Source organism: Rudanella paleaurantiibacter, from assembly GCF_009184635.1.
Taxonomy (GTDB): Bacteria; Bacteroidota; Bacteroidia; order Cytophagales; family Spirosomataceae; genus Rudanella; species Rudanella paleaurantiibacter.
The window spans coordinates 445,833-471,965 of the sequence record NZ_WELI01000005.1 but is presented as its reverse complement, the minus strand read 5'-3'; the positions used below and the strand labels follow the sequence as shown (position 1 = coordinate 471,965).

The 26,133-nt window shown below is 56.3% G+C and carries 23 protein-coding genes; 9 read left to right on the top strand and 14 right to left on the bottom strand.

The window, feature by feature from the left end; genetic code table 11:
• Nucleotides 1-55 precede the first annotated feature (55 nt).
• The 4 genes from F5984_RS14085 to F5984_RS14070 form a co-directional block, all read right to left on the bottom strand.
• Nucleotides 56-1,369, bottom strand: a complete 1,314-nt coding sequence (locus F5984_RS14085; protein WP_152124887.1) for a PQQ-dependent sugar dehydrogenase — start codon at nucleotides 1,367-1,369, stop codon at nucleotides 56-58.
• A 162-nt stretch (nucleotides 1,370-1,531) separates the two neighbouring features.
• Complete coding sequence (locus F5984_RS14080) at nucleotides 1,532-2,239, bottom strand: head GIN domain-containing protein (RefSeq protein WP_152124886.1); 708 nt, start codon at nucleotides 2,237-2,239, stop codon at nucleotides 1,532-1,534.
• A 65-nt stretch (nucleotides 2,240-2,304) separates the two neighbouring features.
• Nucleotides 2,305-4,848, bottom strand: a complete 2,544-nt coding sequence (locus F5984_RS14075; RefSeq protein WP_152124885.1) for a PspC domain-containing protein — start codon at nucleotides 4,846-4,848, stop codon at nucleotides 2,305-2,307.
• A 32-nt stretch (nucleotides 4,849-4,880) separates the two neighbouring features.
• Complete coding sequence (locus F5984_RS14070; protein ID WP_152124884.1) at nucleotides 4,881-5,294, bottom strand: PadR family transcriptional regulator; 414 nt, start codon at nucleotides 5,292-5,294, stop codon at nucleotides 4,881-4,883.
• 337 nt (nucleotides 5,295-5,631) lie between these two features.
• Here F5984_RS14070 and porU2 point away from each other — a divergent pair, with 337 nt between their 5' ends.
• Nucleotides 5,632-8,745: a putative type IX secretion system sortase PorU2 gene (porU2, locus tag F5984_RS14065; RefSeq protein WP_152124883.1), complete on the top strand. Its 3,114-nt coding sequence runs from the start codon at nucleotides 5,632-5,634 to the stop codon at nucleotides 8,743-8,745.
• A complete protein-coding gene (locus tag F5984_RS14060; RefSeq protein WP_152124882.1) occupies nucleotides 8,742-9,824 on the top strand; it encodes a hypothetical protein in 1,083 nt (360 codons plus the stop codon). The genes porU2 and F5984_RS14060 overlap by 4 nt, the downstream gene beginning before the upstream one ends.
• Here F5984_RS14060 and F5984_RS14055 read toward each other — a convergent pair.
• The 5 genes from F5984_RS14055 to moaC form a co-directional block, all read right to left on the bottom strand.
• Complete coding sequence (locus tag F5984_RS14055) at nucleotides 9,758-10,435, bottom strand: thiamine diphosphokinase (RefSeq protein WP_152124881.1); 678 nt, start codon at nucleotides 10,433-10,435, stop codon at nucleotides 9,758-9,760. The genes F5984_RS14060 and F5984_RS14055 overlap by 67 nt on opposite strands.
• Before the next feature lie 92 nt (nucleotides 10,436-10,527).
• Nucleotides 10,528-10,998 (bottom strand): nucleoside deaminase, encoded by a 471-nt coding sequence (locus tag F5984_RS14050; protein ID WP_152124880.1) that lies wholly within the window; start codon nucleotides 10,996-10,998, stop codon nucleotides 10,528-10,530.
• Nucleotides 10,999-11,057: 59 nt separating this feature from the next.
• Nucleotides 11,058-11,846 (bottom strand): aminoglycoside 6-adenylyltransferase, encoded by a 789-nt coding sequence (locus tag F5984_RS14045; protein WP_152124879.1) that lies wholly within the window; start codon nucleotides 11,844-11,846, stop codon nucleotides 11,058-11,060.
• An 85-nt stretch (nucleotides 11,847-11,931) separates the two neighbouring features.
• Entirely contained in the window at nucleotides 11,932-12,555 is a 624-nt protein-coding gene (locus tag F5984_RS14040) for a DUF6992 family protein (RefSeq protein WP_246168993.1), read from the bottom strand.
• A gap of 46 nt (nucleotides 12,556-12,601) precedes the next feature.
• Entirely contained in the window at nucleotides 12,602-13,075 is a 474-nt protein-coding gene (moaC, locus tag F5984_RS14035) for a cyclic pyranopterin monophosphate synthase MoaC (RefSeq protein ID WP_152124878.1), read from the bottom strand.
• Nucleotides 13,076-13,211: 136 nt separating this feature from the next.
• Between moaC and F5984_RS14030 the strand changes: the two genes are divergently transcribed.
• The 4 genes from F5984_RS14030 to F5984_RS14015 all read left to right on the top strand — a co-directional run bounded on the left by F5984_RS14030 (nucleotide 13,212) and on the right by F5984_RS14015 (nucleotide 15,763).
• Nucleotides 13,212-14,411 (top strand): molybdopterin molybdotransferase MoeA, encoded by a 1,200-nt coding sequence (locus F5984_RS14030; protein WP_152124877.1) that lies wholly within the window; start codon nucleotides 13,212-13,214, stop codon nucleotides 14,409-14,411.
• A 31-nt stretch (nucleotides 14,412-14,442) separates the two neighbouring features.
• A complete protein-coding gene (locus F5984_RS14025) occupies nucleotides 14,443-14,991 on the top strand; it encodes an RNA polymerase sigma factor (protein ID WP_152124876.1) in 549 nt (182 codons plus the stop codon).
• Nucleotides 14,992-14,995: 4 nt separating this feature from the next.
• Entirely contained in the window at nucleotides 14,996-15,307 is a 312-nt protein-coding gene (locus tag F5984_RS14020; RefSeq protein WP_185155517.1) for a hypothetical protein, read from the top strand.
• A 141-nt stretch (nucleotides 15,308-15,448) separates the two neighbouring features.
• Nucleotides 15,449-15,763, top strand: a complete 315-nt coding sequence (locus F5984_RS14015; RefSeq protein ID WP_152124875.1) for a hypothetical protein — start codon at nucleotides 15,449-15,451, stop codon at nucleotides 15,761-15,763.
• 325 nt (nucleotides 15,764-16,088) lie between these two features.
• Here F5984_RS14015 and F5984_RS14010 read toward each other — a convergent pair whose 3' ends face one another.
• The gene (locus tag F5984_RS14010) at nucleotides 16,089-16,961 is read right to left on the bottom strand and encodes an AraC family transcriptional regulator (protein ID WP_152124874.1); all 873 of its coding nucleotides are present in this window, start codon (nucleotides 16,959-16,961) and stop codon (nucleotides 16,089-16,091) included.
• A gap of 137 nt (nucleotides 16,962-17,098) precedes the next feature.
• Between F5984_RS14010 and F5984_RS14005 the strand changes: the two genes are divergently transcribed.
• The 3 genes from F5984_RS14005 (at nucleotide 17,099) to F5984_RS13995 (ending at nucleotide 23,138) form a co-directional block, all read left to right on the top strand.
• Nucleotides 17,099-18,004: a sugar phosphate isomerase/epimerase family protein gene (locus F5984_RS14005; protein WP_246168991.1), complete on the top strand. Its 906-nt coding sequence runs from the start codon at nucleotides 17,099-17,101 to the stop codon at nucleotides 18,002-18,004.
• Nucleotides 18,005-18,206: 202 nt separating this feature from the next.
• Nucleotides 18,207-19,316 carry a Gfo/Idh/MocA family protein gene (locus F5984_RS14000; protein ID WP_019990895.1) on the top strand — a complete coding sequence of 370 codons (1,110 nt, stop codon included), beginning with the start codon at nucleotides 18,207-18,209 and terminating at the stop codon, nucleotides 19,314-19,316.
• Nucleotides 19,317-19,328: 12 nt separating this feature from the next.
• On the top strand, nucleotides 19,329-23,138 hold the full coding sequence (locus tag F5984_RS13995) for a PVC-type heme-binding CxxCH protein (protein WP_152124873.1): 3,810 nt from the start codon (nucleotides 19,329-19,331) through the stop codon (nucleotides 23,136-23,138).
• A gap of 32 nt (nucleotides 23,139-23,170) precedes the next feature.
• On the opposite strand, the gene F5984_RS13990 is transcribed toward F5984_RS13995, so the two are convergent.
• The 4 genes from F5984_RS13990 to F5984_RS26745 all read right to left on the bottom strand — a co-directional run bounded on the left by F5984_RS13990 (nucleotide 23,171) and on the right by F5984_RS26745 (nucleotide 26,046).
• Nucleotides 23,171-23,887, bottom strand: coding sequence for a sensor histidine kinase (locus tag F5984_RS13990; protein ID WP_152124872.1), 717 nt, complete (start codon nucleotides 23,885-23,887; stop codon nucleotides 23,171-23,173).
• Nucleotides 23,888-24,073: 186 nt separating this feature from the next.
• Complete coding sequence (locus F5984_RS13985) at nucleotides 24,074-24,694, bottom strand: hypothetical protein (RefSeq protein WP_246168988.1); 621 nt, start codon at nucleotides 24,692-24,694, stop codon at nucleotides 24,074-24,076.
• Nucleotides 24,658-25,191 (bottom strand): RNA methyltransferase, encoded by a 534-nt coding sequence (locus tag F5984_RS13980; protein WP_152124871.1) that lies wholly within the window; start codon nucleotides 25,189-25,191, stop codon nucleotides 24,658-24,660. Before F5984_RS13980 ends, F5984_RS13985 begins: the two co-directional genes overlap by 37 nt.
• Before the next feature lie 189 nt (nucleotides 25,192-25,380).
• Entirely contained in the window at nucleotides 25,381-26,046 is a 666-nt protein-coding gene (locus F5984_RS26745; RefSeq protein WP_246168987.1) for a hypothetical protein, read from the bottom strand.
• Between the last annotated feature and the right edge of the window lie 87 nt (nucleotides 26,047-26,133).

Here is a 26,133-nt window from a genome sequence, read left to right as displayed (position 1 = left end):
AAGGCCCACGACCGGTTCGGTCGTGGGCCTTTGCGATACCGTTGTAACGGCATACTTACTTTTTCGAGGCACTCGCCTTAGCAACCGGGCCTTTGTAGCTAATCTTGAAAACGGTACCGTTCAGGTCGTCGGTTACGTACAACGAGCCGTCTGGTCCCTGGGCGAGGCCACATGGGCGGTGTTGTACCGGGCCAGAAGGTTTAGCAAGGTCAATACCGGCAAAGTTATCGGCGAAAATCTCCCAGGGGCCTGATGGCTTCCCGTTCTTGAAGGGTACAAACCCCACCATATACCCTTTGTGCAGGGGTTGCGACTGACCGTGGAACGCAATAAATGCGCCGTTGCGGTAGCGTTCGGGGAAGGCATTGCCTGTGTAAAACAGCAGGGCGTTCGGGCCAAGGTGGGCCGGGAAAGCCGCTACCGGGTCGATGGTTTTGGCTGTGCCGGGCTTTTTACCGTCGCCACCGTATTCGGGAGCCAGTAGTTTCTTTTTCTGGATGTGATCGTAGTAGATATACGGCCAACCGGCATCGTCGCCCTGCTTCAATGCATACATCGTTTCGGCGGGGAGTTCGGCGCTTTGTTGCGGGGTGTAATACTGCGGGTAAAAATCATCGAATGCCCCCCGGCCGTGCATCATCACAAACAGGGTGTTGCTTTTGGTATTCCAGTCGAGGCCCACCACGTTTTTCAGGCCGGTTGCAAACCGAACCCCATCACCGAAAACCTGATTGGTGGCATCGGCTTTAAATCGCCAGATACCGGCCGCCGAGTCGAGCAGCGAACAGGGCATGATGCCTTTGCCGCTGTTGGGTTCGCGGCACCGGTCGTTGTCGGAGGCAATGTTTACGTACAGGTTTCCCGCTCCGTCAATTGCAATGGATTTTGATTTGTCGCGCTCTTTTTCGCGCAGCCCCGAAACAATCTTCTCGGGTTGGTCGGGGGCTATTACTTCCTCGTTCGCATTCAGTTTATACCGGAATACGCTGTTGTTCGACGATGCGTACAGGTATCCGTTTTTTATCAGAATGCCCGTGCCGGGGTAGTCGCCAAAGCCGACCCGCTCATCCATCACACCATCGTTGTCTGTGTCGCGGAGCCGGTAAATTCCCTTGCCATCTTTCAGCTTGGCTAATTTCACGTACACATCGCCGGTTTTGCTCACCGCAATGTGCCGGGGGGTACCCATGCCTTCGGCGACGATACTGGCCGAGAAACCCGCCGGAAGTTTTACGTCGGTCGGTTTGATGGAACGTTTGGGGCCCGCAACCGATTTAGTGGGCGGAATGGCCCGTACGTGGGCCTGTATACCGTCGGTAGCTAAAACCGAGGTCAGCAGACAGGTCAGGGAGAATAGGGTTTTGTTCATGGAAACGGATGTGCCAACTACACGGCAGTCATTCTTATTTCAAAGACGAAAGGCGGAGTCGGTTACCCGTTTGAGGCAGGTACAAACTGCCCTAAAACAAAAACCTCGCCCATCGGGTACGACGAGCGAGGTTTTTAGCCGTTGCGTTGTGGTTGTAGGGGATTAGCTATCCCGGCGCACGCTGCTGGCACCCGATGTGTTGCTGCTCACCGAAGCCCCGCCCCGGTAGCGGACGCTGCTGGCTCCGCTGGCTTCAACGTTTACTTTTTCGGTGGCCGATACGCTGGCGTTGCTGGCCCCCGATACGTCGAGGTTGACCTGTTTGGTCTTAAGCTCATAGGCCCGTAGGGTAGTAGCCCCCGACACATCGCCCGACATGCGGGTGGCGCGGCCATTGAGCGTTACCGACGAGGCCCCCGAAAAATCAACCTGAAGCCCGTCGGCATCGAGGTCGATATTGGCCGTTGAGGCTCCCGATACATCGAGTTTTACGTCGCCCTGATTGCGGAAACCGCGCACTGTTGCCGTGCTGGCCCCGGAGAAGTTCATACCGCGCAATTGTGGCATTACCACATCGATGCGAATGTTCTTACGGTTGTTGTTCCAACCCCAGTTGCTCTTTTTGTACCGAACCTTGAGGGTGCCGCCCGTAACGGTAGCTTCCAGTTGGTTCAGATCTTCGTCGCGGCCCGACGCCTTTACGCTGAACTGACTGCCCTGAGTCACCTGAATCGTGAAGGCACTGCCGATGTCGACTTTGTCGAAGCCATTCAGGCTAAACGTGCGGACATCGTCGGCGGCCTGGGCGAAGCCCATCGTGAGACCGGTGATCAATGTTAGGGCGAGAAGGAAAAAGGTGTTTCGTTTCATGACTGTTTATTCGATTAATCAGTGGATAGATGCAGATTATAGCCTGCGCGTTGCATGCGTCCAGATTAATTACCGCGGCTAATGCTGCTGGCACCCGACGTGCTTTCGTCCAGATTATTCACCTGCCCGAAAGCGGCTTTGCTGGCACCGTGGGCTGAGACCTCGGCTTTGTTAATCGACATTTGCTTGGCAGCGAGTAACGATGCCCCGGTCAACGAGCTTTTCAATTCGTCGGCGTTGCCTTTCAGTTGCGCTTTTGAAGCCCCGGTCATCTCCACACTAAGCCTGCCAACGTTGGCATCGATTACGGCGAGGCTGGCACCGGTAAGGTCGAGATCAAGCCGATTGAGCCGCCCGAACCCATCCAGTTTACCCTGGCAGGCGCCTGTCAGGCTCAGCCCCTCAACAGTAGGCATGGTCACGCTGACGCGGACGGGTGCTTTCGAACGATTACCAAACAGGCTGCCTTTTGAGGGCGAGAGTTTCAGGGTCTGACCATCCACCTCAACATCCAGCTTATCCAGTTCGCGCTGTTCGCCGTCGGCTACAACCTGAAACGTTTCGCCCTGCTGTACCCGAACCACCAGGGCACCGGTTGCTTCGATCTCGTCGAATCCACGTACGTTGAAGGTGCGGGTGCGGGGGCCTGCCGCGTCGAAGCTGGCGTTGAAATCCTCATCCGTGAAATCGTCATCATCGCTGTTAGCCTGATCGTTGTTTTCGTCTGACTCCTGCTCAATGTCTCGTGGGAAATTAATGCTTACCAGACCCTCGTTGGCGGTCAGTTTCCAGATTGTCCGGTCCATCCGGTCGAGTTCGGTCTGGGTAAACCGGTTGCGGATGAAGTAGGCGAAATCGCGGGTCATGCGGAATGGCTTCTCAAACGGAATAAGCAGATCCATATCCAGTTCCTGAGCGCGGAACCGGGCTTTGGGGGCCAGTTCAAGTTCGCGATTGAACCGAATGGTCGAGTCTTTCACGGTGTAGTTGTACTTAATGGTCCGGGCGTTGTTTTCGGCGTCCTGCCGGTTGCGGCCACGGGCCTTAAAGCGCTGAAGCAGTTGCACCTCGTTGCCGGCATACCCCCGAATCTCGATGCTGGGGTTATAGTCGAACTCGGTATCCGTATCGCTCATCGCGAAGGTAGGCGTCGGGATACTGGCAACGGGCAGTGTCACGGTTTCTTCGATGGTTTCGCTGCGGCTAAACCCACTCACCAAAGGGGTAATGGTGGCCCCGGCAATCACCATGCTCAGAATCCAGATGCCCAACAGGGTAAGGGCCGTGCGGCCATTGAAGTAAAATCGGCGCGTGATGAGCATTACCCCCAACACGCCCAGGGCGACACAAGGCAGAACCCCCGCAATAAAGGTGGTGATAACCATGGGAGCATCGAGGTCAGCCCGAATCCAGTCGAACGGAAACGGCCCGGCATTGTCAGGGTACACCCCTGAGATGATGCCAAAAGCAGCTCCGGCCAGGCTTACACAGGCAATCACGCCTGAAAAAGCCACCAGAATCAGAATGATCCCAGCCAGGACCCGAATTACGCTCACAATCCCGTTCAGAAACGGTCCGAGAGCCTGACCCAGCCCTGACAGAATCATGGATACTGCCCGGAATGGAAATAGCAGTACTTTGGTCAGGCCGCTTTCGGGGCCACTTTCGGGTACGTTGAGGTTGTGCTTGATGGTCTGCTCAATGTTGGCCAGCGTAATGGGTTGACCCTGCATTTCCATTTTTTCGGTCACGGTATCGGCCGTGGGCGAGATCGCCCACAAGACCAGATACGAGATCAGACCGATGCCAAAGAGGGCAATCGAAACCACAAACAGCAGGCGTACCAGACCCCGGTCGATACCGAAATAGGCACTCAGTCCGGCGGCTACACCACCCAGCACTTTATCGTCGGGGTCACGGTAAAACTTCTTCACCGTCTTGTCGTCTTCCAGCGTGCTCGATCCCGGAAACGCAATCCACATGGCAATGTAGGCCAGTACGGTCACGCCAGCCAGGCTACCGAAGAAGTCCTCGTTGTTAGACGAACTGCCCAGAGCCGGAAAACCCAGCACGAGCAAAACGAACACCAGCCGAACCCATACCGGGTCTACATTGAAGTAGTTGGCCAGGCCAGAGGCCACACCGCCCAGTGTTTTGCGGTGCAGGTCGCGCAGCAGCCGCCGGGGGCCTGTGTTTGTCCGGCCGCTTTGGGTGCTACCCGTAGCGGAGCCGTACCCGTAGGCACCACCTGCCGTGCTTGCTGAGCCACCCGCGGGGTTGCTTTGGTTGCTGCGGGCCGAGGTTGTGAACAGTTCCTCTTCTTCAACGGCCTCAAAATCGGCCACGGTACCCATTGCCGCAATCAGTTCGTTGACGTCTTCAAGGGTAACGGCTTCGCGGGGGCTACCGGTTAGCTTTTCGTTAGCCTTCAGTTTGGCAAACAGCTTCTCGGCAATCCGGTTTTCGATGTCGGTAATAATTTCCTGGCTGTCTTCGTACGAGGAGAAGTACTGCTGTACCGAAGTCAGGTAACTCTTCAGTTTGTCGTAGCCGTCTTCTTCGATGTGGAAGATGACGCCACTAATATTGATGCTGATCGTCTTTTTCATGGCTATATGGCCGAAAGGGCAGAAAAGTCAGGTTAAGAAGGTTGATTCGATTGGGGAGGTTCTGGGGTATTCTCTGAGAGGATAATGGGTTTACCGTTCTCAGGCTTCTTGTACTGTTCCGTTTTCTCCACAATGGTGTGAACCGACGCTGATAGTTCCTGCCAGGTTTCGTTGAGGGCCGTGAGCGAAGTACGGCCAAGCTCGGTCAGGATATAGTACTTACGCGGTGGCCCCGATGTCGACTCTACCCATTTGTAATCGAGCAGACCGGCGTTTTTGAGTCGGGTTAGTAGGGGGTAGAGCGTTCCTTCCACCACCATGATGCGGGCTGAGGTCAGCTCGTCGAGCATGTCGGAGGCATACACCTCACCCCGGGAAATAATGTGCAAAATGCAGAATTCCAGAATCCCCTTGCGCATTTGCACCTGGGCGTTCTCTATGTTCATGGGCGTACGGTATTAGCGTGAAAGATCATGTTCATTAGTATTTGTCCGGCTTTCAGACTGGCTCATAGCCGGTTGTTGTTTTCGATGGTTCAAAGGTACTGTAAGGTACTTTGTTATGCAAGGTACTTTATTAAAATTTTGGCAGTTGCGTGATGAGTGGCCGGAAAACGGGGCTGAGTGGTAGAAAAGGATTGCTTACTTTTTCGTTTAGATTCCTTGCTGGCGTCGAAGTCGTCTAAGGGTCGAGTCTTTACCGAGCAACAGGCGGTACATGTTGCGCTTTTGTTGTATTCCTTTCCGTTAATGTTGTAGTTTACCGGTATAAATCACCCCATTTATGCGTTGGCTACTACATATTGTTCTGGCCGTTCTGACTCATAGCGTACTGGCGCAGCCAACCGGTGATGAATGGGTTCGGGCCGACCAGATATACCTGAAAATACCCATAGCCCGGTCGGCAACCTACCAACTCACGGCGAGCCATCTACGGCGGGCCGGCATCGACCCGGCCGCAATTGATCCCCGCACGGTACAACTCCTGCACCGAGGGCGTGAAGTGCCGGTTTGGCTGACTGGTGAATCCGACGGCCGTTTCGATGCGGGGGATACGCTTTCGTTTGAAGGACACGCTAACGACGGTGCCCTCGATTCGGCCCTGTACCGACCGGCGGGCGGGCAACCCCATTCGTTATACAGTCTTTTCTCCGATACGACGTTCTATTTCCTGACCTGGCGCATGGGTACACAGGGGTTACGCCAACCAATCGCTGACCCGTTGCGCCCGTACCGATGGACCGAAAGCCGAACGGTACTTACCACAGACTATGCCGCCGGAACTATTTACCCGCTCGGGGCCTCGCTCGCTACGGGCTCGGTGCTCAGTGGCTACGACGAAGGGGAGGGCTGGACCGGTCCGGTTATTAGCACCGGGCAGTCGTACTCCGTTGTGGTGCCTCTGCCGGGTGTGGTATGGGCCGATAGCCTACCCCTACGTTTGCAGGCTTGGGTGGTGGGCCGGAAGAGTGGGGCGCACCGGGTTGTTTGGCGGGTGAATGGCAGGCAAGTGGCCGAACGTGAGTTCCTGAATTACCAGACCAGCAACGTGGCATTGCAGCTGAAACCGGCCGATTGGGCCCCTGCCGAGTCGCTCACCCTTACGGTAGAGCCGCAGCTTTTGGGCGAACAGGTATCGTTGTCGGCCGTTCGGATAGCGTATGCGCAGCGCCAAACGGCTGTCCACGCGCCGGTGCTCGCCCCCGAGCTAAAGCCGGTACGGTTTCGGTCGTTTGGTAACTCAAGCCCCAACTATCTGATTGTGACGCATCCGCAGCTCCGACAACCCGTAGGGCCGGTGTCCGACCCGGTCCGGGCGTACGCGGCTTACCGGGCTTCGCGGGCGGGTGGGGGATACGACACCCTGACGGTAGACGTGCATGAGCTATTCGACCGGTTTACGTATGGCGAACGATCTCCGCTGGCGATTCGCCGGTTTGTACAAGCCATTCTGAAAACCCGTAAGCCCACCGATCCCGTGCCGATGCTGTTTCTGGTGGGTGCCTCGCGCGACCCTCAGGGCGTGCGGCCCCGGCCTGGGAGCCCCACCCGCGACCCCGCCCGGCTCGATCTGGTTCCGAACGGCGGGTGGCCCGGCTCCGATGTGGTTCTGGTGGAAGGGCTTAATAATGAGGCTCCCGACGTGCCGGGCCTGCCGGTTGGTCGGCTCAATACCGATAACCCGGCAACAGTGCTCGATTATCTGGCGAAAGTCCGGGCGCATGAGTCGGGTCCGGGCGATCTGTGGACCAAACGAGTGTTGCACCTCAGCGGGGGGCAGTCGGTGGCCGAGCTGAACCGATTTCGTCAGTACGTCGATGGGTTGGCGGCTCAGATTCAGCAACCGCCGTTTGGGGCTATGGTCCAAACAGTTTATAAGCAAACCACCCATCCGGTCGAGGTAGTCCCTGTGGCACCAGCCATTAATGCGGGGGTTGGGCTGATTACCCTGTTTGGCCATGCCGGCCTGGATGTGAGCGATATAGATATTGGCTTTGTTTCCGACGACCGGCGCGGCTACCGCAACGAGGGACGTTACCCTTTTTTGCTCGTCAATGGTTGCGCGGCTGGCAATGTGTTTTTCGGTCGCCCCACGTTTGGCACCGACTGGGTCACGGCTCCGGGGCGGGGTGCCATTGGGTTTCTGGCCCACACGCACAACGGTTTCGAGCTGGAGATGAAAGCGTTTGCCGAAACGTTTTACGCCGTACTCAACGATCCCAACTGGCTGGGTGAACCGGTAGGTCGGGTGCAGCAGGAGACCATCAGGCGGTATCTGCGGGCTAATCAAACCGTAGTTGACCGGGCCAATGCCCAGCAGTTTCTGCTTCAGGCTGACCCGGCAATTCGGCTGTTTCGGGCCGAAAAACCCGATTATGCGTTTGCCCTGCCCAATTTACTGCTGCAAGTGCCCCGGTCCGACTCGTTACTTATCCGCACCGGGCTGACCAATGCTGGGCGGGCTGTGGGTGGACGGCTGCCGGTGCGGGTGCGTCAGTACACGCCGGAGGGGCAGTTACTGCACGAACAAATGGTCTGGGTAGTGGCTCCGACAGCGTCCGATACGGTATCGATTCGAGTGCCGCGAGTGACGGCCCTGTCCGTTGTGATTGAGCTGAGGCTAAATCCGACTGGGCAGCTTGAAGAGCTGGATACTGAAAACAACACGCTGGTGCTTGGTGGCAACAACCCAAACGCGTTGCCATTTCCGCCCGATGTGGTTGCCCCTTTACTCGAAGTGACCTTCGATGGTCGGCACCTCCAGAACGATGATCTGGTATCGCCCCAGCCCCTGATTCAATTGCGGGTATTTGATGATAACGCCCGGCTGCTCCGGCGCGACACAACGGGCTTGCTGCTGTATTTGCAACGGCCCGATCAGGTGCAAACCGGCGAATTTGAGCGGCTTTGGTGGCGAAACACGACGCTGACGAGTGAAGCAGACGGGCGGGCGGTTCGGGTCCACTTCAAACCTGCCCAACCCTGGCCCGATGGTCGTTACTCGCTGGAAGCCTACGCGAGCGACCTGAGCGGCAACCGGGCCATGCCCTACCAAATCTCGTTTCGGGTGGAGAGCGAGCCCCGTTTGCTGGCTGCTGGCGTCGGACCGAACCCGTTCGACCGCGTCACCCGTTTTTTCTGTCAGTTGTCGGGCTCGGTTCCGCCCCACCACATTCAGCTAAGCCTGACTGATCTGAGTGGTCGTTCTGTGCGGGTGGTTTCATTGCCGGGGCGTATTGGTGCCAGCGAGTGGCTCTGGGACGGAACCGATACGCAAGGCCACCTGCTACCGGCAGGGCTCTACCTGTACCGATTTGAGCTGCTGGGTGCGGGCGCCGATCCGTTTCTTACCACCGGAAACCGATCCCTGACGGGCCGGGTTGTTTTGGCCCGATGACTGGAGGAAATCGTCTTTTACTTTTCGTCTGGCTGGTTCTGGGCGGTTTGCTGGCTGGCTTGAGCCTCGCACATTCGACCCATGCAACCTCGCCCGACTCGCTCCATTACCTGCGCCTGGCCACCGACCTTCGCACGTACGACGGCACCTTTCCGCCGGGCTATCCGCTGTTGATTATGCTTGTTTCATACCTCACTCATTGGCCGGTTTTGTGGGCATCCAAGCTCGTCAACTGGCTGGCGCTGGGTGTTTCGGGCGTTAGCTGGGCCGGGCGCATCGGTCCCAAACGGGCTGCGGGCCTACTGGCGCTCTGGCTACTGCCGGGCTCGCTCCGGGTGGCGGCTTATACCTGGTCTGAAACGGTGTTTGTCGTCCTGTTGCTGGAGGTAGTCTGGCAAGCGCACACGGTCTGGTACACGGGTTGGGCAGCTAATCGCCCGTGGCAACTGGCCCGGTTGGTGGGGGTACTTGTAGCCCTCGTGATGGTGCGTTACGTAGGGTTGTTTGCATTCATTGGACTGGCCGGACTGATAGCGATGCACAGGCCCGTGGGCCGTTGGGCGGGCAATGCGCGGGCAATGGCCTGGGCTTTATGCGGGGCCTTGGTGGGTACGGTTTTGCTGTTGGCATATAACTACTCACTTACAGGATATTGGGCGGGTGGTCCACGGATAGCCCCCACCGAACCAGCGCGTCAATGGCTCAGGATGGCTGCCCTCGGTTTTGCCAACGAAGTATTGCTGTACAACTACCGGCCGGGTGGCAATTGGCTCTGGTTTAGCATAGCCCTACTGGGGCAGGGGTGCCTTGGGGTAATTCTGTACCGGTATCTGAGCAAGCGGTTTTGGTGGCCTCGCCCTACCAGTTTGGCCACCTGGATGGCCGCGACAGGCGTATGCTACTGGCTGACCCTGATCGCCTTACGGACCCTAAGCCCCTTCGACCCACTCACCGAGCGGCTCATGATGCCCGGAAGCCATTGTGTGCTGGTAGCGGTTGTGCTGATCTTCGGTCAGTCCCAGCACTCCATAATAAGCAAATCGCCCGCGCGGGCCGAGATCCGCACAAACCCATCCTGAGCAGCTTCGTTGCTGCTTCCGGTCCGATGTCCGAGGGTCAGGCGTTCGTCGTGGAGGTTGTATTTGAGGCCACTCGTTACCACACCGTCTACCGTCCCCACCGGAATGAGCGACAGGGGCGTGCCGGCTTCGTACCATTTCTCAAAGGTGTTGACGAGCGGAAAGATGCGCGAATAATCGTCGTGAATAACCAGTTTGATCTGGTCTTTATATCGCACAATATTGGTCATATTGGTAATGGAATGGTCGGCGCGCCGACCCGTGGCCCAGACAATATTGACGGCCGAGTGCCCCCGTGCGATGAGGTACTCGATACCTTTTTCAAGATCGGTTTTATTCTGGTCGGGGGTATGTACCACCTCGAGCGGGTATTGCCGGTGCCGAATCAGTTCCAGATCGAGCGGGTCGCCGTTGGCCGCGGGGTCGAAATCACCCAGCAACACATCGACTTTGATGCCCAGATCGAGCACCCGCCAGATAGCCCGGTCGAGGACCACCACCACCGGCGACCATTCGAGCAATTGGCCGAGTAATTCGTCGGTGCAACGTTCGCCATTGGCAATCAACAAAGCGGGCTCCTGTTCGTCCCGGACAATGTGGTGAGAAGACATAAAAAAGGGAGGAAAGGAGGAAAGGAGGAAGGGAGAAAGGAGTTGAGCGTTTAACTATCTTCTCCTTTACTCCCTTTTCCCTTCTCCTTCTGTTAATACTTCGTTTTATCGGTTTTGACTTTCCACTCGTCGAAAACGGTGTTAGCCTCGTCGCGCAGCGCCTGACTCATCGGGATGCTGCGTTGTTCGCGGGGCTTGTCAATTTCCTGGTAGATAAACTGGTCATCGAAACCCGCCCCGGCCGCGTCGGAGTGAAACGCGCCGTACACAATGCGCTCAGGCCGGGCCCAGTAAATAGCACCCAAACACATGGGGCAAGGTTCGCAGGAGGCATACAGCGTGCAACCGTCGAGCTGGAAGGTGTTCAGGTTACGGCAGGCGTCCCGAATGGCCACTACCTCGGCATGGGCCGTTGGGTCGTTGGTTGAGGTAACCTCGTTGCTGCCCCGGCCCACAATCTGCCCGTCTTTCACAATAATGGAGCCCAAAGGGCCACCTTTCCCGGCGTTCATGCCTTCGCGGGCCAACCGAATGGCTTCCCGCATAAAATATTCGTCGTTCATACGTGAATCTGCAATGAGTGATGTACAGTACTCAGATGCGTTTTACATTGTTCATTCACTTAGCAAAGAGCAGCGATATAGTTTTTGACAGCCCTTTCGGCGGCCGGACTGCGTACAAGACCGGTGGGGGCCAGTGTATCGCGCAGGGTTTCGTACAAGTCGATCACAGCCTGCGTGCTCGTCAGTAACGAGGTCCGTTCGGGTATGGCTACCGTTTGCCGGAGTGCCGCGAGTTGCTCAGCAGGCAGGCTTGTTTCCACCCGCCGAACGCCCCGTGGTAAGCCCCCCTGCTTCAGGTGTAACATCGGCCCAAGCACCATGTTGCGAACAAAAGAAAGAAAATCCATTGCTTCGAAAAACTCACCCCGACCAATTTTGAGGGCTGCGTAATGCATCCAGATCCAGAATCGGTCGTCAGTGGCCTGAAAATCAAAGGGTGGATACTGAGCCACTGATTCCTTAAAAGCCGATGTCAGGATTCCGTCGCGTTCCCACAAAATAACCGGGTCTTCAACGCGCTCGTGCAACTCGGCAGGCAACACAAACTTCACGTCGACGTGCAGCAGCGGGTCGGTAAACAACGCAATCAGTAGCCGGGGCTCACCTACATGGTCGCCCCGAAACGAGGCCAGCATCGTGCCAAACCGGGCGGCATAGGCGCGCATCTGCCCCAGGTCGGGGGCAACAGGAACGGCCGTAACCAGCACCAGGTCCAGGTCCGAGTAGGCGTCCATGTCGCCCGAAATCCAGGAGCCACCCACGGCCAGCCCCAACGCATTGGGGTCGGTTTGGAGAGCTGAAATAACCGAGTCGACAAAGGGTTGAAAAGCGGGTAGTTGATGCGCCATGGGGTCAGTTCTGATTAGTAAATTATCGCAAAACCAACGTTCTGAGGCATAAGTTCACCCAAAGCCCCGTTTTGCCCGGTGTACTTTATCGTAGGGGGATCACCAGGCCAATGCCGTCGCTTGTGCGGCCGAGCAACGCATCCTGCTGGCGGTCGCCCCGTTTTTTAAACAAGGCGTAATTGACCAGATCGAACACCAGCAGAAATCCGCCCTGCACAATAACCGATTTGCCGAAGCCTGTGAACTGATCGCGTTTGTCGGAGTTATGGCGTCCCCGCTCAATCAGGTAGGCTCCTCCGGCCATGTACGCAACATCGAGGCCCGCGTTGAAGAGCAACGTTTGCTTCATGCTTTCGTGCCGACGGACAGCCTCGGCGAGTGTTTCGGTGTCCGGGTCTGCCTTGCGCGACCCCAGTAACCCCAGTCCGGCAATACCCAGATTGACCAGGTTCCAGTACACGTTCATTCGGTGAAAGTAGTGGGCCTCGGTGCGTTCGCGCCCGGCGGCCAACGCGCCCACGGCCATGTTGGCAAGTGCGTACGAGCCCAGCGTAAGCCCCAGCGTGCGTTGGTGCGCCACGCGGCCCCGGCTAAACGCCTGTAGTTGAGTAGACGGAGTCGCCGATGTTACCGGGTTGGTTTGGGCCGATGCCGACCAACCCGCCATCACCGACCCGGCCAGAAAAGCCATACGTTGTAGTGTATTCATGCTTTCTGTAACCCGCCGGGTGGCCCGGTTGTTGGGCAATGGCCCGTCAGCTCCGCCGGAAATCGCGTTTACCGCCTGTTTTGGCCATCAGTTTGGTCTCGGCAATGACGATATCGTGCGAGAGCGCCTTGCACATGTCATAAATGGTTAGAGCCGCTACCGAGGCCCCGACCAGGGCTTCCATCTCCACGCCCGTTTTGCCTTCGGTCGTAACGGTACAGTCGACCACCGCGTCGTTCCCCTGAAGTTCGATGGTCAGGCGGCATCCGTCCAGACCGAGTGAATGACAGAGCGGAATCAGTTCGTCGGTGCGTTTGGTGGCCATAGTCCCGGCAATGATTGCGGTCTGAAAAACCGGCCCTTTTTTCGTCTGAATATCGGCGTGGGCAAACTGCGCGATAACGGCGTCGGGCAATCGGACAAGGCTGCGGGCGTGGGCCATGCGGTGCGTGACAGCCTTCGCGCCAACGTCGACCATGGCCGGGTTGCCTTGTGGGTCGAGGTGTGTAAATTCGTTCATGGGGTAAAAGTAGGCAGAAGGGGGCAACCGGGAAAACACCGGAGTAGCCGACAATCCAAATTTCGGGTGCCTGCCGGTCGGGGTTTGCGTTTTTCCTCTTTCCTTTGCTTTTGTCTCCAACCAAGAACCCATTCGTATGCTTTCTGTACACGACGCCCTCCAAATTACGCAAACACATCTGCTCGACCTGCCCGACGAGATGGTCTCGCTCGAAGAAGCCGTTGGTCGCGTACTTCGCCAACCCCTGACCGCCGACCGCGATGTGCCGCCGTTCAACCGGGTAACGATGGACGGAATTGCGTTCCGGTACGACGCTTTTGCCGGTGGAGCGCGTCAGTTTCGGGTGCTTGGGGCGCAGTTTGCCGGGCAGGCCGCCGGCACACTCACCGACCCAACCGCCTGCATGGAGGTAATGACCGGAGCTGTGCTGCCCCTGGGGACCGATACGGTGGTCCGCTACGAAGATGTGCAAATTGAGCAGGGCATGGCTACCATTCAGGTAGATGAGGTGCAGCCGGGGCAAAACATTCATCCGCAGGGCAACGACCGGCCCGCGGGCGATGTGCTGCTCCGGGAGGGAACCTTGATGCGGTCGGTCGATGTGGCCGTAGCGGCCTCGGTCGGAGCCGCAAAGGTGTCGGTAGCGGCCCTACCTCGGGTAGCCATTATTGCCACGGGCGACGAACTCGTGGGTGTCGACCAAACACCTGCACCCCATCAGATTCGGCATTCCAACATTTACATGATTCGGGCGGCTCTGCGGGCGTTGGGAATCCGGGCTATGCTCCATCACCTGCCCGACGACCGGGAGGTACTTAAAATTGGCCTTCAGAACCTGCTGGAGCAGAATGATGTCTTTATTTTGAGCGGAGGAGTGTCGGCTGGGAAGGCCGATTTTGTGCCCGCTACCCTTACCGAGCTGGGTGTACAATGCCATTTTCATAAGGTGGAGCAGCGCCCCGGCAAGCCACTCTGGTTCGGGACCACCGAGGGCGATAGGCAAGTGGTATTTGGTTTGCCCGGCAACCCGGTTTCGACGGTGATGTGTACCTACAAATACGTGCTGCCGTACCTGCGGGCGGCTATGGGACAAACTGCGCCCCAACCGGTGTACGCCCAATTGGCCGAACCGTTTGTGTTTCGGCCCGCCCTCACGTACTTCCTGCCCGTGCGGCTCCACTACGCGCCCGACGGTCGTTTGCTGGCTCACCCGCTACCGGGCTCTGGTTCGGGCGATTTTACCAACCTGACCGGGGCCGACGCCTTTCTGGAACTTCCGGCCGATCAAACGGCCTTTGCCGAGGGGGAAGCCCTGCCCGTGGTAAGTGCCTGGTAAGCTCTTCTAATCCTGTAACCTCGCCGTATTCATGGCCGACCCTCCCCAACGAACCATTCTCTCAACCGTTAAACAGTACGGCAATCGGCTGTCGCAGTTTATTCGTGGGCGGGTTCGATCGAGCGATGATGCCGACGATGTGTTGCAGGATGTTTGGTATCAGTTGAGTAAGGTGGTCGATCTGGATACCATCGAGAGCATGAGTGGCTGGCTTTATCAGGTGGCGCGAAACCGCATCACCGACCTGTACCGCCGACGTTCTGAGGAAAGCTTTTCGGATTTGGGACCGGACGACGACGATCAGCTGGGTTTTCGCGAGATTCTGCTTGCCGACCCGCAAACGCCCGAAGATGCGTATTTCAAAGACCTGTTCTGGAACGAGCTGATGGCCGCTTTGGACGAGCTTCCTGAGAATCAACGGACGGTATTTGTGCAGAACGAGCTGGAAGACCGTACCTTACAGGCCATTGCCGATCAGACCGGCGAGAGTTTGAAGACCATCATCTCGCGCAAACGCTATGCCGTGCAGCACCTGCGCAAGCGGCTCCAAAATCTGTATAACGAACTTGATTCGCTCTGACATCATGAAACGCTTTCCCCGACGACGGTTTCTTTTTTCGCTCATTTTCGTGCCAATCCTGCTGGCGGTGACTGGTCTGGTGTACTGGCTCTGGAATACAGTACTCGTGGCGGTTGCGCCCTTGCGCCCGGTCACGTATTGGCAGGCTATGGGGCTGTTGGTCCTGTCGCGCATTCTGTTCGGTGGCATGCGGTTTGGCCGCCCCGGCGAGCGGCCGGGATGGGGTGGGCCTCCGTGGCGCGAAAAATGGCGGTCTATGACCGACGAAGAACGCGAGTCGTTCAAGGCTGAATGGCGCAGGCGGCATCACTCCTGAGGGCGAAATGCCCCATTATTCGCGCCTGTTTGTGAGGGGTTTTGGAGTTTTTTGAAAAAAAGTCCAAAACTGGTAAAGTATTTTCCCGGCGAGCCCGTCATCCTCTTCAGAACGTTTATAAATCCGCGTTCTGACAAGACGATGAACCTAATTTTGAAATCAATTTTGGCCGGTCTGCTTCTGGGGGCGGCTTTGTTTATGCTGCCGTTCTTTCTGTTGCGGCTGGCTATTTTTTTCCTGTTGATGGGCGCCTTTTTCCGGCTGGTACGTGGCCCGCGCCGAGGGCCCTGGGCGTTTGGTAAGCCCGGCCGAGGGTTCGGAAACCGGGGGTTTGCTTTTGCTGACCGAATTCGGCAGATGAGCGACGAAGAGTATAATGCGTTCAAACAACAACGCTGCGGGCATTGGGGGCGTCGGGCTCCGTACACCCAATCCGCTGAAACCTCCAACCTCTAAACTCTTTCGCCATGAAACGCCGTATCAGTCCACTGGTTGTCCTTTTAACTGCCGCCCTCACGCTGGGTAGTTTGTTTTCGTTGGTGAGACACCGTCATTTTGACCATCGAGGCCACTGGGGCTTCGGGTCAGGAACCGAGTGCCGACATGGAGATCATACTCCAAGTGGCCAGCCGAATCCCTAAAAGCCGATTTTGGGGGGTAGTTTCTGACGCATCTCCTGACTAAAAAAGCCGGTAGCTCCATCGTAGAGCTACCGGCTTTTGGCATTCAAAAGAGCGAACCCCGGCTTCAGGCGTCAGAAACAGGGGGGGCGAAACGGGCGTTACAAGGCCCGGTAGGTACGCACGTAGGTTGAGGGCGTTTTGCCTGTCACTTCTTTAAACTGACGGTTGAAGTTAGAAAGCGTCCGATAACCGCTTTCGTAACTGATTTGGGTAACGCTCATCGAACCGTCCATCAGCAACTTGCAGGCATGACCCACCCGCACCTCAGCCACAAAATTGGAAAACGTTTTGTTGGCCCGCATTTTAAAGTACCGGCAAAACGCGGAAGGGGTCATACCGGCTAAATCGGCAACAGTGTCGAGGCAAATGTGGTCGTGGAAGTGGCTCATCACGTAGTCATGTACCACCTGAATACGGTCGGTTTCGGAGGGTTTTACGGTGTTGGTATACCCTAAGCTGGTGATAAACTGGTAGTCCGATGTCCGCGATAGCTCATGGAGGAGGTTCAGCAAGGCCAGAACCCGCTCAAAACCCGGTTCCGTTTGTTGCACCCGCCGAAGCAGCTCAATGGCGCGGTCGCGGGTGGGCGATAGCCATTCCAGACCCCGGCGGGCGTTTTCGAGCAGTTGCCGGAGTAAACCCATTTCGCGCTGGGCAAAGAAGGTGTCACCCAGAAAATTTTCGGTGAAATACACCACAATACCGTGTGTCTGGAGGCCACTGTCGCGCTCAAAGTAGGGCTTGTCGCTACGCCACAAGTGCGGCAGGTTGGGGCCAAGCATCACGAAGTCGCCCTCAGCGAAAGGCCGGATTGAGTCACCGATAAACCGGGTACCCGTCCCCTTTTCGACCAGAAAAAGCTGATAATGGGGGTGAAAGTGCCAATTGGGGTCGAAGTGGGGTTCGGTGAGCTCGTGAACTGCAAACGATTCGGCGACCGGCTCAAGGTCTTTTCTGAGGGCTTGTTTCATAACGACTTCCAGATTTTAGGCTTAAATTTTAGTGTATTGATTGAAGTGAAGGTAAAATACAGTCGGTATTGGGTAATAAAAGCAGGGCAACCTGCTGATTTACTATGTAGGTTTGTGGTAATTTAGAAAGGTACTCTATGAATAAATTGGGGATGAACCTCTTCGTCTGGACAATGTCGATGGACGAAGATATGGCGGAAACGCTCCGTTTTCTGAAGGAAACCGGCTTTGAGTTTGTCGAGATGCCCGTGGGGGGCACCGACGATCGGGCGGCTGACCTGGCCAAATGGACACAGCTGGGGCAGCAGGCGGCTGCTCTCGGGCTGGATGTCCAAACCTGCTCGTTGCTGCCACCCGAACTAACGCTCCTTAGCCCCGACGAGGCTGTGCGGCAGGCTGGTGTCGAGTACCTGAAACACGTGGTCGATTGCTCCGCTGCGGCCGGCTCAACTATTTTGATGGGGCCCCTGTTTGCGGGTTTCAAAACGTTTGCCGGGCGGCCCGCCACCGCCGATGAGTGGCAGTGGTCGGTAGAGAGTATGCGGCAGGTGGCCGAGTACGCCCAAACGAAAGGGGTGGTGCTCGCGATTGAATCGTTGAACCGGTTCGAGACCTATCTGCTCACCTGCGCCGACGACGTGGTGCGGTACGTTGAGGCTGTTGACCATCCGTACTGCCGGGCTGCGTTCGATACGTTCCATGCCAACATCGAGGAGAAAAACGTGGCCGATGCCATCCGCAAGCTTGCTCCGTATCTGGTGCACGTGCAAATCTCCGAGAACGACCGGTCGACGCCGGGGCAGGGACAGATTCGGTTTGAGCAGGTATTTAACACCCTCGCCGAAGTAGAATACGCAGGTCCAATTGCCATTGAGGCATTCGGTCCGAACCCACCCCAACTGGCCGCGGCTACGCATATTTTCCGCCCAATGTTTGCTTCAGCTGAGCAACTCGCGGCCGATGGATTTGTGTACCTCCGGCAAATGCTTGAGGAGGCTCAACCCATTACCGAGATTTCCGATAGTGGGGTTTTAGAAGCTTAGTGTACGTATTGAGTCAGAATTAAATGGACAATGTACAGTGTAGGATGAATAATGAATAATGAACTCAAGCTGGTATCAGTGGAGCCAATCATTATACATTATTCATTACGGTTCATTATACATTATTCATGCATGTATAAGTAATTGAGTGTATTGGGCTCAATCACTGAAAGTCCTTCTGTTTTTCTTTTCCTTTTACCCAATGAAATTCAACATCGCCATTGTAGGTCTCGGATTCGGGGCCGAATTTATTCCTATCTACCAGCGGCATCCGCTCGCCAATATGTACGCGATCTGTCAGCGTAACGTCGAGAATCTGAACAAGATTGGCGACGAGTTTGGCGTTGAAAAGCGGTATTCGAGCTACGACGAGCTGTTGGCCGACCCGGACGTGGATGCCGTACACATCAATTCGCCTATTCCGAACCATGCCGAGCAGAGCCTCAAAGCCCTGCGGGCGGGCAAGCACGTAGCCTGTACGGTGCCCATGGCAACAACCGTGGAGGAGTGCGCCGAGATTGTGCGGACAGTTCGCGAAACGGGTAAGAAGTACATGATGATGGAAACCGTTGTGTACGCCCGTGAATTTTTGTTCGTCAAAGAACTGTACGAAAAAGGGGAGCTGGGTAAAGTTCAGTTTCTGAAAGCCTCGCACCAGCAGGACATGGATGGCTGGCCCGATTACTGGCCCGGTTTGCCCCCGATGCACTACGCTACGCACTGCGTTGGTCCGGTAGCAGGTCTGCTCAAGCTGGAGGCTGAGTATGTATCATGCTTTGGCTCGGGAACCATCCGCGAAGAACTGGCCAAAATTCATAACTCACCGTTTGCGGTTGAGTCGGCGCACATCAAGTTCCGCAACAGCGACCTATCGGCTTACGTGTATCGGTCGTTGTTCGATGTGGCCCGTCAGTACCGGGAGAGTTTTGAGGTGTACGGCGATAAGAAATCGTTTGAGTGGCAGCTGATCGAAGACGAGCAGCCGGTGATTCACACGGCGAAAAAACCGGAGCCCGAAATTCCCGAGAAAGTAACAGTTCCTGATTACGCTCACCTGTTGCCTGAGCCCATTCAGCGGTTCACAACCAAGGGCGTGTACGATGCCGACGACAGCCAGCACCTGTCGTTTACGCAGGGGGGCGGCCATGGTGGCTCGCACCCGCACATGGTGCATGAGTTTCTGACGGCCCTGAGCGAAGACCGCGACCCGTTCCCCAACGCAGCCCAGTCGGCCAACTGGACGAGTGTCGGGATTCTGGCGCACGAGTCGGCGCTTAAAGGCGGAGAGTTGATTCGACTGCCGGAGTTTTAATAAAACATCAGTATGAACAAAGTTTGGCTACTGGGAGCAACTCTGCTCTTTTCTCACTGTACGCGTACCCCCTCAGCCACCTTGCGCGATACGGGAACGCAGCAGAACACCGTCGTTGGGGCGCCAGCCGATACCAAACCGCGCCGGACGGAAATCTTGTTTTTGGGCGACAACGGGCACCATCGGCCTGTTGAACGGGTGCCCCAACTGATGGCTGCCCTCGGCAACCGGGGGATTAACATTACGTACACCGACCGGCTGGAAGACCTTAACCCGGAGAACCTGGCCAAGTACGACGGGATGCTCATTTTTGCCAACTGGGACAGCATCCCGAAACCGCAGGAGCGGGCTTTGCTCGACTTTGTGGCTTCGGGCAAAGGCCTGATTCCGGTGCATTGTGCATCGTTCTGCTTCCGAAACTCGCCGGAGTACGTCGATAAAGTGGTGGGTGGGCAATTCTGGCGGCACCGGATGGATACCATTCAGACCCGGTTCACCCAGCCCAATGATGCCCTGGTGATGGGCTTGCAGTCGTTCAAGGCGTTTGACGAGACGTACCTGCATAGCCACTTGCAGCCCGACAACAACGTGTTGGCCGTGCGTGAGGTTAAAGCGGATCAGTTTAAAGACCTCGCCGACGCTGGTCGGCCCAACCAGAAAGAAGAGCCCTATACCTGGACCCGTACGTACGGCAAAGGGCGGGTATTCTACACGGCTTATGGCCACGACGAGCGTACCTGGAGTCAGCCTGCTTTCATGCAACTGCTGGAGCGCGGGATTCTGTGGTCGGTGGGTGATCGGGTGAAGAAGTTGCACGACGAACTGAAACCGCAGGCCTTCGCCTACGACGAGGCTAAACTGCCGAACTACGAAAAACGCCCTGGACCTCAAATGAAGCAGCGGGCCCTCTCACCCGAGGAGTCGCTGAAGCACATTCAGGTGCCGGTCGATTTTACGCTCGACCTGTTTGCGCACGAGCCTAACGTGATGCACCCTATTGCGATGACCTGGGATGATCGCGGACGGTTGTACGTGCTTATCACCAAAGACTACCCCAATGAGCGTAAGCCCGAGGGTGGCTCTGACTACATCGTGATCTGCGAAGACACAAACAACGATGGCAAGGCTGACAAGTTTACCAACTATGCCGAAGGGCTGAGCATTCCGACCGGGATGGTTTGGGCCAACGGTGGTCTGGTGGTGTCGCAGGCTCCGCACATGTTGTACCTGCGCGATACCAATGGCGACGATAAGGTCGATGAGAAGAAGATTCTCTTCACGGGCTTTGGTACGTTCGATACGCACGCTGGCCCCAGCAACCTCCATTACGGGTTCGACAACTGGATCTGGGGTAGTGTGGGTTACTCAGGCTTCAAAGGCAAGGTAGGCAGTGCCGACTCGCTGCAATTCGGGCAGGGCTTTTTCCGGTTCCGGCCAGATGGCTCGGCGCTCGAATACATGACCAATACCTCTAACAATACCTGGGGTTTGGGCTTCAACGAAACCGGCGACGTGTTCGGTAGCACGGCTAACAACGCGCACGGCTGGTACATGGCTATTCCGAACGCAGCGTATAAGTCGCGCCCGAACGTCATGAACGGTAGCCGCAGCACCGATACGCACAAAGACATGAAGCCCATCACCGACCGCGTTCGGCAGGTCGACGTGTTTGGCGGATTCACGGCCGCGGCCGGGCATAACCTATACACAGCGCGGGCGTTCCCCAAAGCATACTGGAACAAGGTGGCGTTTGTGTCGGAACCAACGGGCCACATTGTTCACCAGAACGTGCTCGAAAAGAACGGCACGGACTACGAAGACCGCGAAGGCACACAGGGTATTGGCTTCAACCTGATGGCGGGTGCCGACGAATGGTTCTCGCCGGTATTTGCTCAGGTGGGCCCCGATGGTGCCGTTTGGGTAGCCGATTGGTATAGCTTTATCATTCAGCACAACCCAACCCCACAAGGGTTTGAAAACGGAAAAGGAAACGCCTACGAAACCGACCTGCGCGACTTTACGCACGGTCGTATTTACCGGGTGGGCTACAAGAAAGCCCCGACCTACGTAGCGCCCCGACTGGATAAAAACGACCCGGCCACGTTGCTGGCGGCTCTCAAAAACGACAATCAGTTCTGGCGGATGAAAGCCCAACGGCTGCTGGTTGAGCGCGGACAGCGCGATGTAGTGCCGCAGTTGCTGGCTATTGCCAACGACCCGAGCGTGGACGAAATCGGGATCAATGCACCGGCCGTTCATGCCCTCTGGACCCTGCACGGCCTCAGCGCTATCAAACCGTCTGATCTGGCAACGGCGCTGAAACATCCGTGTGCGGGTGTTCGGAAAACGGCCGTTCAGGTGATGCCCCGTACTGAAGAGGGAATAACCATGTTGCTGGCTCAGAAAGCCCTGTACGATGCCGAACCGCTTGTGGTGCTCAATAGCCTGCTGGCGTTGGGTGAGGCTCCTGCTTCGCCAACTGTTGATGAGGCTGTGCTGGCACGGCTCCGGCAAACCGATGCCAACAATGATCGTTGGTTGCCCGATGCCTTCGCCGTTGCCCTCAACCGTGACAAAGGTCGACTGATGCGTCAGTGGCTGGGTTCGATCAAAACCGCACAGGTAGCTCCGGCCGGCAATAGCTCAGGGGCCATGCACCACGATCACAGCACCATGCATCAGGGTGGACCCAACGCCGGCAGTCAGGCAGGAAGCCCCACGGCCCGGACCGAGGTGAAAACGACCAATGGCCCAGATCTGGTGGTGACGCGCGTGGCTACCGAACCGTTGCAGCCGTTTGTGCGCGAAGGTGCCCGGACTACCATCTACGTAACCAATCAGGGCAGTGTGGCTGTACCGAAAGGAACACCCGTACCGCTTACGATTCGGTTTGAAAGCAAAGGTGGTGGGGCCGCGGCTCAGAAAGTGGATTATGTAAGCCGTACGCACGTCGACGGGATTCAGCCGGGCGAAACGGTCGCCATTCGCCGGACCAACAACGGTCCGTGGGTGGGTGACCTCTGGCTCACGGCCGAGCAGGCAGGTGACTATACCTTTGCTGTCAGCATCGATAAGGAGAATACGTTGGGTGACAGCGACCGGAAAAATAACGAGTTCCGCACGACGCTTACGTTCCGGGCTCCGGCGCGCATGCGGACCGTAGCGCTCGAACGTACTGCCCGTGCGTATGCCTCAACGGCCGCCCCTGACTCGATAGTGGCGATGTTGACGCAGGCTGCTACGCTCGAAGCCGACGATGCCAATGCGTTGGTAAAAGGCTTAGCCGATGGGTACGATTACCGGGCAAAGCTGAAGCCATCAACCGCGGCACAGGGTTTGTTGGCCGGTCTGGATAACCGCCTGCCTGCCGATGCCCGCCCGCGCCTGAACCGGCTGCTCGAAGCCTGGGGCATGCGTGATGCAAACGCTGACCTCGATCCCAACGCGCAGGTTGTACGCATCAAAACGATTCGGGAGGAAATGCGTTTCGACAAGAAAACGTTTGAAGTGACGGCGGGCAAACCCGTAGTAATTATTCTGGAAAACCCGGATGCCATGCAGCACAACCTGGTGGTGGTGAAGCCAAAATCAATGGAGCGGATCGGGAAACTGGCCGACGCCATGATTACGGCCAAAGACGGAGCCGAGAAGAACTACGTACCGGAGTCGTCGGATATATTGGCGGCTACTACGCTGGTAAATCCCAATCAAACCGTGCGGGTTACGTTTAAAGCCCCCGACCAACCCGGCGATTATCCGTTTGTCTGTACGTTCCCCGGCCACTGGCGCATCATGAACGGGGTCATGAAAGTGAAGAAGTAGAACGAAAAAGGATCGGGCAACCGGTCCTTTTTTTATGCCCGCTCGTAGCAGGCCAGTTGCGGCATGAGTTGGGTCGGCAGGGCCGGGAAGGGAATGTGAATACAAAACTCGCTTCCCTGCCCAACCTGGCTCCGAAGCTGAATACGCCAGCTATGAGCCTCGATAATCTTACGCACGTAGCTAAGCCCCAGCCCAAAGCCCTTCACGCTGGGTGAGTCGGCCAGATTAACCCGGAAGAAGGGCTGAAAAATCTGCTCCTGCAAATCAGCGGGAATACCAATGCCCCGGTCGCAGATCGAAATCCTGATACCGTCTTCGTTGCAGGTTGTGGTGAGGCAGATGTCCAGATTCTCCTCACTGTATTTAACCGCGTTGTCGATCAGGTTGAACAAGACATTGGTCAGGTGCAACCGATCGGCGAGGCACTCCGTACGGGACGCCAGCAGATTCAGGCGTAGGTACGAACCATGCCGCCGGGCTACCGACCGGATCAGCTCATGAATATCGAGCCGCTCCACGCACATGTACAGGGCGTGGTGATCGGCCCGGGCTAAGCTGAGCATCACCTCCACCTGTTGCTGAAGTCGGTCGGTCTCTTCACGAATGATCTGAACGTACTTGTTGGTCCGTTGCGGATTATTGTGCGTAATAGGCGAGTCGAGCACATCGGCGGCCATACGAATAGCCGCGATGGGTGTCTGAAACTCGTGGACAAGTGTGTGTAGAGTTTGTGTCGTTAGTGTGTTCATGACCGGTGGCAGGCTTTTTAAAGACCGTTCACGGATGATTAAAGTGTTGTTTTAAGGTTTTTCAGACTAAGGAAGGTATACCGGAAAAGGGGTGTGGACGTATGGCGTTTTGATCAAATGGAAATTGAAGTAAATAAAAACCCGCCTGGTTTGCAAGCGGGTTAGAGGTATTTAATAACCAGTTAATTATTCACTAACTACAGGAGCTGGTTCTACAGTGGCTTCAGGTTGGGTTGTTTGCTTTGCGGGCGTGGTTTGGCGGTTGGTTTTAGTACGGCTGGCAGGAGCTTTGGTGGTTGCGCCAGCTGACCGGGTTGGGGTCGATTTTGTTTTTGGGGCTGCGGGGTCGGCTTTTGGAAGGGGGAGGGCAAGGGGTTGGGGCTCTTTGGCACGTTTGTTCTGTGCTCGTTGCGCATTTTTAGCTGCTTTGGCCTCGTTTTTTTGGCTCTTCTTAGCGTCTTTTTTGGCCTTCTTTTCCGCTTTTTTTACTGACTTTTCGGACTTCTTCTGATCCTTTTCGGCGTTTTTCGTCAGTTTGTCCGCTAGCTTAATCAGCTTCTTTGCCAGCTTTGCCGCAGCCTTATCAACGGCCTTCTGCACCTTTTTTGATTGGGCGCTAACATCATTGATTTTCAGCTCGATGGCGCTTTTGATGTCGCTCGCCAGCGATTTCTTGTCTGCTTTCATGAGGGTTTTATTAAGTTCTACAACTGCATTTTGTCTAACGGGTAAATACAAACAGATTTGAGCGATAAAGCAAGAAAAGTCTGTTAAGCTTTTGTTGTTTTTTGCAGGAAGTCCCAGCAAACAATACCCGCTGTAACCGCAATATTGAGTGAGTGCTTCGTACCAAACTGCGGGATTTCAACCACTTGGTCGGCTTGTTGCACAACGGTATCGGCCACGCCGGTTACCTCGTTACCAAACACAAAGGCATATCGTTTGTTCGGGGCCGGGGTAAAATCCGATAGTGAGGTACTGCCTTCGGCCTGTTCGATGGCCACAACTGCCCAGCCCTCGGCCCGGAGCCGGTTGCACAGAGCCATTACATCGGGTTCATAAAGCCACTCTACTGACTCAGTAGCCCCCAAAGCTGTTTTGGTGATGTCGCGGTGGGGTGGTTGCCCGGTGATGCCGCAGAGATACAGTTTCTCGGCCCGGAAGGCGTCGGCGGTTCGGAAGACCGAACCCACGTTGTTGAGGCTTCGGATGTCGTCCAGAATAAGACAGTACGGAAATTTAGGGACGGTTTTAAATTGATCAACCGAGAGCCGATTGAGCTCGTCGAGGGCGAGTTTACGCATACGTTGAAGTACGGATGATGGCACGTTTGGAGAGGGCAAAGAAACGAACCGCCGGGGAATGCGCAATTCATTCAGGTGATTTTAGGCAAACAAAAACCCTTCGGCAAGGCCCTGCCCATTGCTGGGAAAGGTTGCTGCCGAAGGGCCATACATAGAGTCTACTACCGAGGTAACAGCTTATCTACGAGCTTATTGAGTACGGATGATGCCGCCAATTTCGCCTGTTGGTGCGGTCGTTGTACGAATATTGATTCGGTACAGACCTCGGCTGATGCTGTCGGCACGACTGGCTGATACTGAAACCGTTCCACTCAGGGGCGATGTGATGGCTACGGCTGTTCCGCTACCCGGCGTGGTGCTGGTTCCGCTACCCGGTGTTGTGCTGGTACCACTGCCTGGCGTTGTGCTGGTACCGCTGCCTGGTGTGGTGCTGGTGCCACTGCCCGGTGTGGTGCTGGTACCGCTGCCTGGTGTTGTGCTGGTGCCACTGCCCGGTGTAGTTACGCTTGGGAAGCTACCGGCCAGTAAAATGCTGTTGGCGTAGGCCGCTGTACCACTCACTGTGCCGGTTGTCACGGGGTCGAGAGTCACGGCTGTTGCGTTCAGGCCCGAATACGATACGGTATAACTCATGACGTTGGTTGTCCGATTGAGATTGCCCGAAAACGAACCGGTTGCTGTAGAGCTGCCGGATGTGGCTGAGGTCGACGTGCCGGCGCTGTTGATGGTTGCCGTCAGGGGCGTCGATGCGGCCGGAACCGGTGTCGTGTTGTTGTCGTCGTCTGCATTGTTGCAAGCGTAAAACAAGGTCGAAAGCAGCCCAAGGGTGGCCACGGCACTCATTACTTTTTTCATACCAATACGTATGTGTGTTTAAGTTGAACGTATAGGGATAACGATTACACTATTTGTTCGATATGGATTATTGTATAAAATAAGGCA